General features: G+C 73.7%; 12 protein-coding genes. 11 read left to right on the forward strand and 1 reads right to left on the reverse strand.

The genetic code is table 11. The annotated features are described in order from the left end of the window. The first annotated feature begins 97 nt into the window (after positions 1-97). The 6 genes from BLASA_RS10555 to BLASA_RS10580 all read left to right on the forward strand — a co-directional run bounded on the left by BLASA_RS10555 (position 98) and on the right by BLASA_RS10580 (position 7,065). Positions 98-781, forward strand: coding sequence for an MBL fold metallo-hydrolase (locus BLASA_RS10555; protein WP_014376119.1), 684 nt, complete (start codon positions 98-100; stop codon positions 779-781). Further along, on the forward strand, positions 778-2,043 hold the full coding sequence (gene hisS, locus BLASA_RS10560) for a histidine--tRNA ligase (protein WP_014376120.1): 1,266 nt from the start codon (positions 778-780) through the stop codon (positions 2,041-2,043). The genes BLASA_RS10555 and hisS overlap by 4 nt, the downstream gene beginning before the upstream one ends. Before the next feature lie 8 nt (positions 2,044-2,051). Further along, a complete protein-coding gene (locus BLASA_RS10565) occupies positions 2,052-3,035 on the forward strand; it encodes an aldo/keto reductase (protein WP_041775717.1) in 984 nt (327 codons plus the stop codon). 28 nt (positions 3,036-3,063) lie between these two features. After that, positions 3,064-4,839 carry an aspartate--tRNA ligase gene (gene aspS / locus BLASA_RS10570; RefSeq protein WP_014376122.1) on the forward strand — a complete coding sequence of 592 codons (1,776 nt, stop codon included), beginning with the start codon at positions 3,064-3,066 and terminating at the stop codon, positions 4,837-4,839. 129 nt (positions 4,840-4,968) lie between these two features. Further along, on the forward strand, positions 4,969-6,060 hold the full coding sequence (locus tag BLASA_RS10575; RefSeq protein ID WP_014376123.1) for a pyridoxal-phosphate-dependent aminotransferase family protein: 1,092 nt from the start codon (positions 4,969-4,971) through the stop codon (positions 6,058-6,060). 66 nt (positions 6,061-6,126) lie between these two features. Beyond that, positions 6,127-7,065, forward strand: a complete 939-nt coding sequence (locus tag BLASA_RS10580; RefSeq protein WP_014376124.1) for a hypothetical protein — start codon at positions 6,127-6,129, stop codon at positions 7,063-7,065. A gap of 37 nt (positions 7,066-7,102) precedes the next feature. Here the strand turns inward: BLASA_RS10580 and BLASA_RS10585 are convergent, their stop codons facing one another. Next, entirely contained in the window at positions 7,103-7,963 is an 861-nt protein-coding gene (locus BLASA_RS10585) for an aldo/keto reductase (protein ID WP_014376125.1), read from the reverse strand. A 188-nt stretch (positions 7,964-8,151) separates the two neighbouring features. On the opposite strand from BLASA_RS10585, the gene BLASA_RS10590 reads away from it, so the two are divergent. The 5 genes from BLASA_RS10590 (at position 8,152) to ruvX (ending at position 13,883) form a co-directional block, all read left to right on the forward strand. Beyond that, positions 8,152-9,501 carry a replication-associated recombination protein A gene (locus BLASA_RS10590; protein ID WP_014376126.1) on the forward strand — a complete coding sequence of 450 codons (1,350 nt, stop codon included), beginning with the start codon at positions 8,152-8,154 and terminating at the stop codon, positions 9,499-9,501. A 240-nt stretch (positions 9,502-9,741) separates the two neighbouring features. Continuing rightward, on the forward strand, positions 9,742-10,167 hold the full coding sequence (locus tag BLASA_RS10595; RefSeq protein WP_014376127.1) for a DUF948 domain-containing protein: 426 nt from the start codon (positions 9,742-9,744) through the stop codon (positions 10,165-10,167). Continuing rightward, positions 10,167-10,448 carry a hypothetical protein gene (locus BLASA_RS10600; protein ID WP_014376128.1) on the forward strand — a complete coding sequence of 94 codons (282 nt, stop codon included), beginning with the start codon at positions 10,167-10,169 and terminating at the stop codon, positions 10,446-10,448. Before BLASA_RS10595 ends, BLASA_RS10600 begins: the two co-directional genes overlap by 1 nt. Positions 10,449-10,499: 51 nt before the next feature. Continuing rightward, positions 10,500-13,202, forward strand: coding sequence for an alanine--tRNA ligase (gene alaS / locus BLASA_RS10605; protein ID WP_014376129.1), 2,703 nt, complete (start codon positions 10,500-10,502; stop codon positions 13,200-13,202). A 6-nt stretch (positions 13,203-13,208) separates the two neighbouring features. Continuing rightward, positions 13,209-13,883 carry a Holliday junction resolvase RuvX gene (ruvX, locus tag BLASA_RS10610; RefSeq protein ID WP_014376130.1) on the forward strand — a complete coding sequence of 225 codons (675 nt, stop codon included), beginning with the start codon at positions 13,209-13,211 and terminating at the stop codon, positions 13,881-13,883. Positions 13,884-13,918: the final 35 nt, after the last annotated feature.

A 13,918-nucleotide genomic window follows, 5' to 3' on the forward strand; every position in this document is an offset into this window, starting at 1 on the left:
GCCGGTCCGGTCCGGTCGGGGAGGGAGTCTAGGCGGCGGCGCTGGGAGTTCCCTGGCAGCGCCGGATGCTCCGGGTGGCGCCGCGTAGCCTGCACGGGTGCTCATCCGCTCGTTCCCCGCCGGCGCCTTCGGCACCAACTGCTACGCCGTCGCCTCCGGCCCCGGGCAGGAGTGCGTCGTCGTCGACCCCGGCATGGACGCCGTCGAGCCGCTGGCCCGCATGCTCGCCGAGGACGGTCTCAAGCCGGTGGCGGTGGTGCTCACCCACGGCCACCTCGACCACACCTTCTCGGTGCTTCCGGTCTGTGAGGGCTACGACATCCCCGCGTACCTGCACCCGCAGGACTTCGGCATGCTCGCCGACCCGGGTCGCTGGCACGGGCCCCAGCTCGCCCCGCTGATCACCGGCGTGCAGCTGCCCGACCCCTCGGAGGTCAGGCCGCTCGACGACGGCGCCGTGCTGTCGCTGGCCGGGGTCGACCTCACCGTCCGGCACGCCCCCGGGCACACCCAGGGGTCGGTGATGTTCTCCGTCGACCTCGGGGAGGCCCCGGGCCTGCTGGCCGGCGACGTGCTGTTCGCCGGGTCGGTCGGCCGGGTGGACCTGCCCGGCGGGTCGTGGGACGCGATGCTCACCTCCTTGCGCGACGTCGTCCTCCCGCTGGACGACGAGACCGTCGTGCTGCCCGGCCACGGCCCGGCGACGACGATCGGCCGCGAGCGAGCCACCAACCCGTACCTGGCCGAGGCGGCCCAGGCGCCGAAGGGGCGCGGGCTGTGAGCGGCGGGCTGACCGCGCCGAAGGGCACCTTCGACACCCTGCCGCCGGACTCCGCGCGGTTCCTGGCCGTCCGCGACACCCTGACCGCACCGCTGCGGCGGGCCGGGTACGGCTACGTCGAGACGCCGGTGTTCGAGGAGACCGCGGTCTTCTCCCGCGGGGTGGGCGAGTCCACGGACGTGGTGACGAAGGAGATGTACAGCTTCTCCGACCGTGGCGGCCGGTCCCTCACGCTGCGCCCGGAGCTCACGGCGGGGCTGATGCGGGCGTTCATCGAGCACCGGATGCACGGCGGCGCGCTGCCGGTGAAGCTCTGGACGGTGGGCTCTGCGTTCCGCTACGAGCGCCCCCAGGCCGGGCGGTACCGGCACTTCACCCAGGTGGACATGGAGGCGCTGGGCGTCGACGACCCGGCGCTGGACGCCGAGGTGGTGGCGCTGGGAGTGCAGGGCTTCCGCGACCTGGGGCTCACCGACTTCGAGCTGCTGCTCACCTCGCTGGGCGACACGACCTGCCGGCCGCAGTACCGCGAGCTGCTCGTCGCCTACCTGGACAAGCTGGACCTCGACGAGGAGACCCGGCGCCGGGCGGCGATCAACCCGCTGCGGGTGCTCGACGACAAGCGGCCCGAGGTGCAGGCCCAGCTCCACGACGCCCCGCTGATGGTCGACCACCTCTCGGACTCGACCAGGGCGCACTACGACGCCGTCCGGCAGCACCTCACCGACCTCGGGGTGACGTGGACCGAGGCGCCGAAGCTGGTGCGCGGGCTGGACTACTACACGAAGACGACCTTCGAGTTCGTGCACGACGGGCTCGGCGCACAGTCGGCCATCGGGGGCGGCGGCCGCTACGACGGGCTGTCCGCCGCACTCGGCGGGCCGGACGTCTCGGGCATCGGCTACGCCGTCGGCGTGGACCGCACGCTGCTGGCCGTGCAGGCCGAGGGTCTTGACATCGGCGCGGTCGCCGGCGTGCAGGCCTTCGTCGTGCCGCTGGGCGCCGAGGCCAAGCGGCTGGCCGTCCGGCTGGTCGGGCAGCTGCGCCAGGCCGGCGTCGCGGCCGACACCGTCTACGGCGACCGGGGACTCAAGGGCGCCATGAAGGCCGCCGACCGGTCCGGGGCCTCGCACGTCGTCGTCGTCGGCGAGCGGGACCTCGCCGAGGGCGTCGGCCAGCTCAAGGACCTGCGCACCGGCGACCAGCGGGCCGTTCCCGTGGCCGAGCTGTTCGAGACGGTGCGTGCGAGTGTGGAGGGATGAGTTCTTCGATGGAGCAGCGACCGCTCGGTCGGACCGGGGCCGACGTCAGCGTGATCGGCCTGGGCACGTGGCAGCTCGGCGGTGACTGGGGCGACGTCGATGACGAGGCGGCCGGTGAGGTCCTCGACGCCGCGCTCGACGCCGGGGTGACCCTGCTCGACACCGCGGACGTCTACGGCGACGGGCGGTCGGAGGTCCGGATCCGCAAGGCACTGGCCCCGCGGTCGGAGCGGCCCTTCGTCGCCACCAAGGCCGGCCGGCGCGCCGACCCGTTCGAGGCCGCGCAGTACACGCCTGCGAACCTGCGGGCGTGGGTGGACCGCTCGCGCCGCAACCTCGGCGTGGACACCCTCGACCTGGTGCAGCTGCACTGCCCGCCGACCGCCGTCTACTCCGACCAGCGGGTCTACGACACCCTTGACGGGTTCGTGGCCGACGGCTCGGTTGCGGCCTACGGCGTCTCGGTGGAGACGGTGCAGGAGGGGCTGACCGCCCTGCAGCACGAGGGCGTGGCCACCATCCAGGTCATCCTCAACATCTTTCGGCGCAAGCCGCTGGAGGAGCTGCTGCCCGCCGCGCAGCAGGCCGGCGTCGGCATCCTCGCCCGCGTGCCGCTGGCCAGCGGGCTGCTGACCGGGAAGTACGACGAGTCGACGACCTTCCCGGCCGACGACCACCGGAACTTCAACCGCAACGGCGAGGCCTTCGACGTCGGGGAGACCTTCGCCGGGGTGCCGTTCGAGATCGGCGTCGAGGCCGCCCGCGAGGTCGCGGCGATCGCCGGCGACGCCGTGCCGACCGCCGCGTTCGCGCTGCGCTGGGTCATCGACCAGCCCGGCGTCACCACCGTCATCCCCGGGGCGCGCAACGTCACCCAGGTCCGCGGCAACGTCGCCGCGGCGACGATGGCGCCGCTGTCCGACTCCCAGCTCTCCGACCTCGAGCGGCTGTACGACGAGCGCATCCGCGCGCACGTGCACGACCGCTGGTGAACTCCTTCTCCTACGAAAGGCACTGACCGTGCTCCGCACCCACGACGCCGGAACGCTGCGCGCGTCCGACGCCGGCACCACCGTCACCCTCGCCGGCTGGGTCGCCCGCCGCCGCGACCACGGGGGTGTGGTCTTCCTCGACCTGCGCGACGCCTCCGGGTACGTGCAGGTCGTCGTCCGCGAGGAGGAGGCCCACCACCTGCGCAACGAGTACTGCGTGCTGGTGACCGGCGAGGTGCGCCGCCGCCCGGAGGGCAACGAGAACCCGGAGCTGCCCTCCGGCGAGATCGAGGTCGCCACCTCGTCGCTGCAGGTGCTGTCGGCCTCGGCGCCGTTGCCGTTCCCCATCGAGACCGACCAGGCCGCCGGGGACGACGTCCGCTACAAGTACCGCTACCTCGACCTGCGCCGCCAGGGCCCGGCGAAGGCCATCCGGCTGCGGTCGGAGGTGAACCGGATCGCGCGGGGCGTCATGGCAGAGCACGGGTTCGTCGAGGTGGAGACGCCGTCGCTGACCCGCTCGACCCCGGAGGGCGCCCGCGACTTCGTCGTCCCCGTCCGGCTGCAGCCGGGCAAGTGGTACGCCCTGCCGCAGTCCCCGCAGCTGTTCAAGCAGCTGCTGATGATCGGTGGGCTGGAGCGCTACTACCAGATCGCGCGCTGCTTCCGGGACGAGGACTTCCGGGCCGACCGGCAGCCGGAGTTCACCCAGCTGGACTTCGAGATGAGTTTCGTCGAGCGCGACGACGTGCTGGCGATCGCCGAGGACGTCGTCCGGTCGCTGTGGCGCGAGCTGGCCTCCTACGAGGTGCCCGAGATCCCGCGGATGACCTACCGCGAGGCCATGGACCGGTTCGGCTCCGACAAGCCCGACCTGCGCTTCGGCATCGAGCTCACCGAGCTCACCGAGTACTTCGCGAGCACGCCGTTCCGTGTCTTCCAGTCGCCCTACGTCGGCGCCGTGGTCATGCCCGGCGGCGGGTCGCAGCCGCGCCGGGCGTTCGACGCCTGGCAGGACTGGGCGAAGTCGCGCGGCGCCAAGGGCCTGGCCTACGTGACCATCGCCGAGGACGGCACCCTGGGCGGTCCGGTCGCCAAGAACATCTCCGACGCCGAGCGCGCGGGCCTGGTGGAGGCCGTCGGCGCGAAGCCCGGTGACTGCGTCTTCTTCGCCGCCGGCGCACGGCGGACGTCGCAGGAGCTGCTGGGTGCCGCGCGGAACGAGATCGCCCGGCGACTGGAGCTCATCGAGCCGGGCACCTGGTCGTTCCTGTTCGTCGTCGACTTCCCGATGTTCGAGGAGACCGAGGACGGCGACTGGACCTTCATGCACCACCCGTTCACCTCGCCCACGCCCGAGTGGCGGGAGCGGTTCGCCGAGGACAAGGGCGCGGCGCTGTCCGACGCCTACGACATGGTGATCAACGGCAACGAGGTCATGAGCGGCTCGGTGCGTATCCACGACGCCGACCTGCAGGAGCGGGTGTTCGAGACCCTCGGGATGTCCCGCGAGGAGGCCCGCGAGCGGTTCGGCTTCTTCCTCGAGGCGTTCGCCTACGGCCCGCCGCCGCACGCCGGCGCCGCGCTGGGCTGGGACCGGCTGTCCGCCCTGCTCTCGGGGGTGGACTCCATCCGCGAGGTCATCGCGTTCCCGAAGACCGGGGCCGGCTACGACCCGCTGACCGGTGCGCCGACGCCGATCACCGAGGCGCAGCGGACGGAGTCCGGCATCGACGCGAAGCCCGACGAGCCGGCGCTCCCCGGCGAGCCCGGTGCCCCGGGGCCCACCGACCCGACGCGCTGAGCCGGCCCGTCGTCGAGCATGTGCGACGGCTCGACGGTGTGCAGCAATGTGCAGGAAGCCTCTCGGGTTGCCCATCGGCGCACACCGTCGCAGTGCTCGGTCGACGGCCTCGCCGGTAGGTTGCCGGGTATGCCATTGCGTGCCCGCACCCTCCTCGGTCCCGGCCCCTCGAACCCGTACCCGGAGGCGCAGGTCGCGCTGGCCCGGCCGCTGCTGGGACACCTCGACCCGGTGTTCCTCCAGATCTTGGACGAGACCTCGGACCGGCTGCGCCAGGTCTTCGGGACGGCGAACCGGCGCACGCTGCCGCTGTCGGCCACCGGCTCGGCCGGCATGGAGGCGGCGTTCGTCAACACCGTGGGCCCGGGCGACGTCGTCGTCGTCGCGGTGAACGGCCTGTTCGGGCAGCGGATGGTCGACGTCGCCGGCCGCTGCGGCGCCGAGGTGGTCCCCGTCGACCACGAGTGGGGTCAGCCGGTCGACGCCGGCCGTGTCCTGGAGGCGCACCCGTCGCCGAAGCTGATCGCCGCGGTGCACGCCGAGACCTCCACCGGTGTGCTCTCGGACCTGGCGCCCCTGGCCGCCGGAAAGGGCGACGCGCTGCTGCTGGCCGACTGCGTCACCTCGCTCGGCGGGATCCCCGTGGAGCTGGACGAGTGGGGCGTGGACCTCGCCTACTCGGGCTCGCAGAAGTGCCTCGGCGTCGCGCCCGGGCTCGCGCCGTTCACGATCAGCGACCGGGCCTGGGAGCGGCGGATCGAGAAGCCGCAGAGCTGGTACCTCGACCTCGGCATGCTCGGCGGGTACGCGGGTGAGGCCGCCGGGTCGGGTGGCCGCACCTACCACCACACGGCGCCGACCGGGATGGTCGTGTCGCTGCACGCCGGGCTCGGCCGGATCCTCGAGGAGGGGCTGGACGCGGTCCACGCCCGGCACGCCGAGGCCGGCCGGCTGCTGCACGAGGGCCTCGCCGAGCTCGGCCTGGAGTTGTTCGCGGCCGAGGGGCACCGGCTGCCGGAGCTGACCACGGTGACGGTGCCCGAGGGTGTCGACTCGGCCGCCGTCCGCAAGGAGCTGCTCGAGCGCTACGACCTCGAGATCGGCGGGGGAGTGGGCGCCTACGCGGCGACCGTCTGGCGGATCGGGCTGATGGGTGCCAACGCGACGCCGGACAAGGTGGCGCTCGTCCTCGCCGCGCTGAAGGAGACCCTCGCCCGCTGATGCCGGGGCGCCACGCCGGCCCGCGCGGCGCCCCGGAACGACGTGGCGTGCGGCACACTCCCGCACATGCTGTACGCAGGAGTTCCGCACCGAGAGGCGTCGGCCGGCCGGTCGTTCCGGACGCTGCCGCCGTGGGCGCTGGGCCCCGTGGCGGCGCTCGGGTGGTGGCTGGTCGGGTTCTTCCCGTCGCTGCTCGAGGACGTCCTCACCGACCACCCGGCCCAGGGCTGGCCGGTGGTGTACCTGCTGGCCTCCCACTCCGGCATCCTGTGGATGGGGGCGTTCTGGGGCGGGATCGTGGCCGGACTGCTCGGCCGGCTCGCCCGCCCGGGGCGACGTCGGACCGCGGTGGCCGCTACGGGCGCCGGCGTGGCCTCGGCGATGGCGCTGACGCTGCTGCAGGTGGGGCTGTTCATCGCCGGCCAGCCGATACCCTTCGGCGCCGACCGGGTGATCGCCGGCCTGGGCTTGCTCACGGTCGTCGCAGGCTGCGTCGGCTGGGCGCTCGGCTCGGCCTGGGTGTTCGGTCGGATCGGGCTGGGCGTCGGCCTGGCCGCGCTGGCCACTGCCGTGACCGGCTGGCTCAGCGGGCTGCAGCTCGCGCTGCTGAATGCGACCCAGGCCGACCACCTGCTCGCCCTCGACTGGCGCTGGAGCCAGTGGGCGGGGGTGGTGGTGCTCGCGGCGGCCCTCGTGGTGATCGGCGCCCGTCCGGCGGCGAGGCTGGCGTGGTGGGCGGTGGTGCTGGTGGGCGCCTGGTTCGTGGAACCGGCGTCGACCGCGGCGGTCCACCTGGAGATCTACCTCCGGGGGGCCGTGCCCGGCATGCCCGGCTTCCCCGAGACGCTGCCCGAGGCCCTGGCCGCGGCGGCGCAGACCTTCTGGCAGGTCGCGCAGCCGGGCCACCAGCAGCTGGTCGCCCCCTGGATCGCCGCCGTCGTCGTCGCGGCCCTGGTGTGCGCCGTGCGGCCGCGCCTCTCCGCCGGCCGGGCGACGACCACCTGAGCACGTCGTCGGCCCCCCGGCCGAGGGGGAGTAGCGGTCAGGCGGCGTCCAGCCGGGCGAGCTGTTCGGGGGACAGCTCCAGGTCCGCGGCGGCAGCGGAGTCGACGATCGACTCCCGCTGGGAGGCGCCGGGGATCGGGACGACGACGTCGTTCTGCGCCAGGTGCCAGGCGAGCGTCAGGCGGTACACCGACACGCCCAGCTCGTCGGCCGCCTCGGCGAACGCGGGGGAGCTCGACCCCAGCGACCCGGCGGCGCTCACCCCGCCGAACGGGCTCCACGGGAGGAAGGCCAGCTCGTGCTGCGCGCAGTGGGCGAGCTCGTCGGCGGAGTGCCGCCAGCCGGGGGAGAACTGGTTCTGCACGCTGACCAGCGCGTCGCCCACGATGGACCGGGCGACGTCGATCTGCGCGATGTCGGCGTTGGAGATGCCGACCATCCGCACCAGCCCGTCGTCGGCCAGCGTGCGCAGCGCCCCCATCGAGTCCTCCCACGGCGTGGCCGGGTCGGGGCGGTGGAACTGGTAGAGCCCGATGGCGTCCACGCCGAGCCGGCGCAGCGAGGCCTCGCAGGCTCGCCGCAGGTAGGCGGCCGACCCGTCCAGCTCCCAGTCGGTGCCGCGCCGGGTGTGCCCGCCCTTGGTGGCGACCAGCACGTCGGCGGCACCCGAGCCGTAGGACCGCAGGGCGTCGGCCACCAGCGTCTCGTTGTGCCCGAACTCCGCCTCGTCCCGCGAGTACGCGTCGGCGGTGTCGACCAGCGTGACCCCGGCGTCGAGGGCGGCGTGGACGACGGCGACGGCGTCCTCGGGGGTGGGCCGGTCCTCCTTCGTGGACAGCGGCATCGCGCCGAGTCCGATCGCGCTGACGGTCAGGTTCCCGATGCGTCGCTGCTGCACGGGGACCGTCGTGCCCCGCGGGTAGCGTCACGAACCGTGAACGGACAGGCGCGTGAGCATCGCAGCGAGGCGGCCGGCGACAGGGAGGGAGCATCGCAGCGAGGAACGAACGAGGAGCGGACTGACCGCGGAGGCGGCCTGGGCATGGGAGCGAGGAGCGGAGCGCGCCGCGGGAGTGAACCGGCGGTATGACTTCGTTGTTCGACGAGCCGGGCGACGACGGCCCCACCGCCGTCGACCCCGGCGCGCCGCTGGCGGTGCGCATGCGGCCGCGCTCGCTCGGGGAGGTCGTCGGCCAGCAGCACCTGCTCGGTGACCGCGCCCCGCTGCGGAGGCTGGTCGAGTCCGACGAGCCGATGTCGCTGGTGCTCTACGGCCCGCCCGGCACCGGGAAGACCACGCTGGCGCACGTCATCTCGCTGGCCACCAAGCGGCAGTTCGTGCAACTCTCCGCCCTCGACGCGGGGGTCAAGGAGGTCCGCGCGGTCATCCAGAGCGCCAGGCGCGAGCTGACTTACGCCGGCCGCCGGACCGTCCTGTTCATCGACGAGGTGCACCGCTTCTCCAAGACCCAGCAGGACTCGCTGCTCAGCGCGGTCGAGGACCGGATCGTCAGCCTGATCGCGGCCACCACCGAGAACCCCTTCTTCTCCGTGGTCAGCCCGCTGCTGTCCCGCAGCCTCGTGCTGGCCCTGCAGCCGCTCACCGACGACGACGTCCGCTCCGTGCTGCACCGGGCGCTGGCCAGCGAGCGCGGGCTGGGCGGCACGCTCACCCTCAGCGCCGAGGCCGAGGACCACCTGGTGCGGGTGGCCGGCGGCGACGCGCGCAAGGCGCTGACCGCGCTGGAGTCCGGCGCCGGGGCGGCCCAGGCGGCCGGCGCCCCGGAGATCGACCTCGCCACCCTGGAGACGGCGGTGGCGCAGGCCGCGGTCCGCTACGACCGGCAGGGCGACATGCACTACGACATCGCCAGCGCCCTGATCAAGAGCATCCGCGGCAGCGACGTCGACGCCGCACTGCACTACCTGGCCCGCATGGTCACCGCGGGGGAGGACCCGCGGTTCATCGCCCGGCGGCTGGTCATCTCCGCCAGCGAGGACATCGGCATGGCGGACCCGACGGCGCTGCTCACCGCGGTCGCCGCCGCCGACGCCGTCGCCTTCATCGGCATGCCCGAGGGGCACTTCCCGCTGGCCCAGGCCGTCGTCCACCTGGCCACGGCCCCGAAGTCGAACGCGGTGACCACGGCCATCGGCGACTCCATGGCCGACGTCCGGGCCGGCCTGGGCGGGCCGGTCCCGCCCGGTCTGCGCGACGCCCACTACGCCGGGGCGAAGAAGCTCGGCCACGGGAAGACCTACGTCTATCCGCACGCGCACCCCGACGGCGTCGTCCCGCAGCAGTACCCACCCGACGCGCTGGTCGGGAAGGACTACTACCGGCCGACGGCCCGGGGTGCGGAGGGCCCGATCGCCGCGCGGCTGGGCCGGCTGCGGGAGATCGTCAGGCGACAGCTCCGGGAGCGATCGCGGTGAGGCGGGCGCCGACAGGGAGTGAGCATCGCAGCGAGGAACGAGCGAGGAGCGGAGCGACCGCGGAGGTGCCCTGGGCAGCGAGCGAGGAGCGGACCGGGGCGCGGAGCCTGACCGAGGACATCGTCAGGCGCTCCCGGTGACTCCCCGCCGGGCGGCGGACGTCGGCCCGGGCCCGCGACTACTGTGACCACTCCGGGCCGCCGCCCGGTCATCGCACGTCATCGAGAACAGGAGACCCGCGTGTCCGCAGGAGAGTGGGCCGGACTGATCGCCGCCCTGGCCTTCGTGCTGCTGGTGGTGCTCGTGGCCATTCCGCTGCTCAAGCTGGGGCGCACGCTGGACGAGACGACGCTGACCATCCGCCAGGTGCGGGAGCAGAGCGCTCCGATCCTCGGCCAGGCCAGCACCACGGTCGCCCACGTGAACAGCAACCTGGAGCGGGTCGACGACATCACCGGCAACGCCGCGAACGTCTCCAGCAACGTCGCCGCCCTCACCAGCGTGGTGGCCGCCACCCTGGGCAGCCCGCTGATCAAGGTGGCCGCGTTCAGCTACGGCGTGCGCAGCGCCGCGAAGAAGAAGCGGGAGGGGCAGGCGCTCGCTGACGCCGCCCGCCGCGACAAGGAGGCGCGTCGCTCGCGCCGGGCCGCCCGGCGGGCCGCCTGATGCGCCGGCTGTTCTGGCTGGCGATGGGCATCACCATCGGCGCCCTGGTCGTCCGCAAGCTCTCCGCGGCCGCCGAGAAGATGAACCCGGCCGGCATCGGCGCCTCGATCGCCGAGGGTCTGCGCGACCTGGCCGATGCCATCGGCGACTTCGGCGCCGACGTCCGCGAGGCGATGTCCGAGCGCGAGCTGGAGCTGCGCGCGGGCACCGGGCTGGACGCGCCGCTGCCCGCGCCGGGCGATGCCTCGCTGCGGCGCGGCGCGCACGCCGCCGACCTCTGACCCCCCGGCCGGGCACCGCAGGCCGCCCGGCCCCGCAGAACTGAGTAGACGATGCAGACCGCCGAGATCCGCCGCCGCTTCCTCGAGCACTTCGCCGAACGCGGGCACACCGTCGTCCCCAGTGCCTCACTGGTGTCCCCGGACCCGTCGCTGCTGTTCACCGTCGCCGGCATGGTGCCGTTCATCCCGTACCTGACCGGCCGGGAGCCCGCGCCGTTCCCGCGGGCCACGAGCGTGCAGAAGTGCGTCCGCACCCTCGACATCGAGGAGGTGGGCAAGACCACCCGGCACGGCACGTTCTTCCAGATGAACGGCAACTTCTCCTTCGGCGACTACTTCAAGGAAGGCGCCGTCCGGCACGCCTGGGAGCTGATCACCGGGCGGGTGGAGGACGGCGGGCTGGGTTTCGACCCGGACCGCATGTGGGTCACCGTCTACCTCGACGACGACGAGGCCGCCGACGCCTGGCACCGGATCGCGGGCCTGCCCGTGGAGCGCATCCAGCGGTTGGGCAAGAAGGACAACTACTGGCACACCGGCGCTCCCGGCCCGGGGGGGCCGTGCTCGGAGATCTACTTCGACCGCGGTCCGGAGTTCGGTCCGGACGGCGGCCCGCTGGTCGACACCGCCGGCGACCGGTTCCTGGAGATCTGGAACCTCGTCTTCATGCAGTACGAGCTCACCGACGTCCGCAGCAAGGAGGAGTTCACGGTCGTCGGCGAGCTGCCGAAGAAGAACATCGACACCGGCATGGGCCTGGAGCGGGTGGCCTACCTGCTGCAGGGCGTCGACAACATGTACGAGATCGACGAGGTCGCGCCGGTGCTGCGCCGGGCCGCCGACCTCGCCGGTGTCGTCTACGGCGACGGGCGGGATGGGCGGGGGAGTCAAGAGCGCGACGTGCGGCTGCGCGTGGTCGCCGACCACGTGCGCAGCGGCCTCATGCTGATCGGCGACGGCGTCACCCCGGGCAACGAGGGCCGCGGCTACATCCTCCGCCGGCTGCTGCGCCGCGCCGTCCGCTCGATGAAGCTGCTCGGCGTCGACGCGGCGACGCTGCCCGAGCTCCTGCCGGTCTCCCGCGACGCGATGAGCGCCAGCTACCCCGAGCTGGCCACCGACTTCGCCCGCATCTCCGCCGTCGCCTACGCCGAGGAGGAGGCGTTCCGCCGCACCCTCGCCTCGGGGACGGCGCTGTTCGACACCGCGGTGTCGCAGGCGAAGCAGGCCGGCACGCCCAAGCTGTCCGGCAACCAGGCCTTCTCGCTGCACGACACCTACGGCTTCCCCATCGACGTCACCCTCGAGATGGCCGCCGAGCAGGGCGTGACCGTCGACGAGGAGGGCTTCCGCGCGCTCATGAAGGAGCAGCGCGACCGGGCCCGCGCCGACGCGCGCGCCAAGCGCACCGGGTCGGTCGACGTCCTGGCCTACCGCCGGCTGCTGGCCGAGCACGGCCCGACCGACTGGCGCGCCTACGAGACCTTGCACACCGACTCGCGCGTGCTCGGGGTCGTCTCCGAGGGCGAGGACGAGGGGGTCCGCCCGGCCGGTCCGGGCGACATCACCCGCGTGGTCCTGGACCGCACGCCGTTCTACGCGGAGTCCGGCGGCCAGGTCGCCGACGCGGGCATCCTGACCTGGGACGGCGGGCGCGCCGAGGTGATCGACGTCCAGCGACCGGTGAAGGGGCTGGTCGCGCACCAGGTGCGAATCCTCGAGGGGGAGCTCCGGGATGGCGCCGAGCTCACCGCCGAGGTGGACCGGGAGTGGCGCCTCTCCGCCTGCCAGGCCCACTCGGGCACGCACGTGGTGCACGCCGCGCTGCGGCAGGTGCTCGGCCCGCAGGCGCTGCAGTCCGGCTCGTACAACCGGCCCGGGTACCTGCGGCTGGACTTCGCCTGGCAGGGCGCGCTCACCCGGCAGCAGCGCGCCGACATCGAGGACGTCGCCAACGCCGCCGTCCGCGCCGACCACGCCGTGTCCGCCTCCTGGATGACGCTGCCCGAGGCCCAGGCCTTCGGCGCGCTCGCGCTGTTCGGCGAGACCTACGGCGAGCAGGTGCGCGTCGTGGAGATCGGCGGCCCCTGGTCGCGCGAGCTCTGCGGTGGCACGCACGTGCGCGGCAGCGCGCAGATCGGCACGCTCGCCCTGACCGGCGAGTCCTCGGTCGGCTCCGGCTCACGGCGCGTGGAGGCGGTCGTCGGGCTCGAGGGCTTCCGCTACCTGGCCCGCGAGCGCGACCTGGTCCGCCAGCTCGCCGAGCTCCTCAAGTCGCCGCAGGACGGTCTGGTCGACCGGGTGAGCGGCATGGTCGCCCGCCTGCGCGACCTCGACCGGGAGCTCGCCGACCTGCGGGCCCAGCAGAACCTCGCCGCGGCGGGGGACCTGGCCGCCTCGGCCGAGGACGTGGGCGGGGTCGCCGTCGTCACCGGGTCGCCGGCCGGGCTGGGCGGCGGTGAGCTGCGGTCCCTCGCGCTCGACGTCCGGGGCCGGCTGGCCGCCGACCGGCCGGCGGTCGTGCTGCTGGCCTCGGAGTCCGGTGGCAAGGTGGCACTCGTTGCCGCGCTCAACCCGGCCGCGGTCGCGCAGGGGCTGTCGGCCAACGACGTCCTGAAGGCGGCCTCGGCTCCCGTCGGCGGTCGCGGGGGCGGCAAGTCCGACGTCGCCCAGGGGGGCGGCACCGATCCCGCGGGTATCCCCGCTGCGTTGCAGGCAGGCGTCCAGGCGGTCGCGACCGCCACTGGGAGGTAGACCATCGTGTCCGGATCCGAGCACAACCCCGAGGACACCGGCCCCGTCGGCCGGCGGCGCCGGGAGCTGCCGGCCGTGCCGCCGGCGCGTCCCCGGCCGTCCACCGGTGAGCAGCCGACCTACCACCCGACCACCGAGATCGACCTCAGCCAGGGCTTCCCGCCGGTCAAGCACGAGACCACGGAGATCGACCTGAGCGGTGGCTGGCCGCAGCACCTCAAGGTGCCGCCGCGCCGCCCCGGCGCGACCTCGCGGCGAGGGCGGGTGCTCGGCATCGACGTGGGTACCGTGCGGGTCGGCGTCGCGCTGTCCGACGTGACCCGCACCCTCGCCAGCCCGCTGGAGACCCTCCGCCGGGCGAAGAGCAGGACGGACCTGGACCAGCTCGTCGCGCTCGTCGCGGAACACGAGGTGACAGAGGTGGTGGTGGGAGAGCCGGTGCATCTGTCGGGTGCCGCCGGCACGTCTGCCCAGGATGCTGCCGATTACGCACAGGAACTGGCCGACCGCATCCCGGACGTGCCGGTGAACCTGATCGACGAGAGGCTCTCCACCGTGACCGCAGCCAGCCAGCTCCGCGAGGGCGGCATCGACAGCCGGCGCCAGCGCGGAGTGATCGACCAGGCGGCGGCCGTGGTCATCCTCCAGCAGTATCTGGACAGCCGGCGGGCGAGCTCATGACCGCGCCCGGCGGGCTGCCGCGGCGAGGCAGGCAC

Source organism: Blastococcus saxobsidens DD2, assembly GCF_000284015.1.
Classification (GTDB): Bacteria; Actinomycetota; Actinomycetes; order Mycobacteriales; family Geodermatophilaceae; genus Blastococcus; species Blastococcus saxobsidens_A.

Coding starts and splice junctions, on each gene's coding strand:
- BLASA_RS10565 (WP_041775717.1), top strand. CDS start 2,052: ATGGAGCAGCGACCGCTCGGTCGGACCGGGGCCGACGTCAGCGTGATC.
- alaS (WP_014376129.1), top strand. CDS start 10,500: ATGCAGACCGCCGAGATCCGCCGCCGCTTCCTCGAGCACTTCGCCGAA.
- BLASA_RS10600 (WP_014376128.1), top strand. CDS start 10,167: ATGCGCCGGCTGTTCTGGCTGGCGATGGGCATCACCATCGGCGCCCTG.
- BLASA_RS10575 (WP_014376123.1), top strand. CDS start 4,969: ATGCCATTGCGTGCCCGCACCCTCCTCGGTCCCGGCCCCTCGAACCCG.
- BLASA_RS10580 (WP_014376124.1), top strand. CDS start 6,127: ATGCTGTACGCAGGAGTTCCGCACCGAGAGGCGTCGGCCGGCCGGTCG.
- BLASA_RS10590 (WP_014376126.1), top strand. CDS start 8,152: ATGACTTCGTTGTTCGACGAGCCGGGCGACGACGGCCCCACCGCCGTC.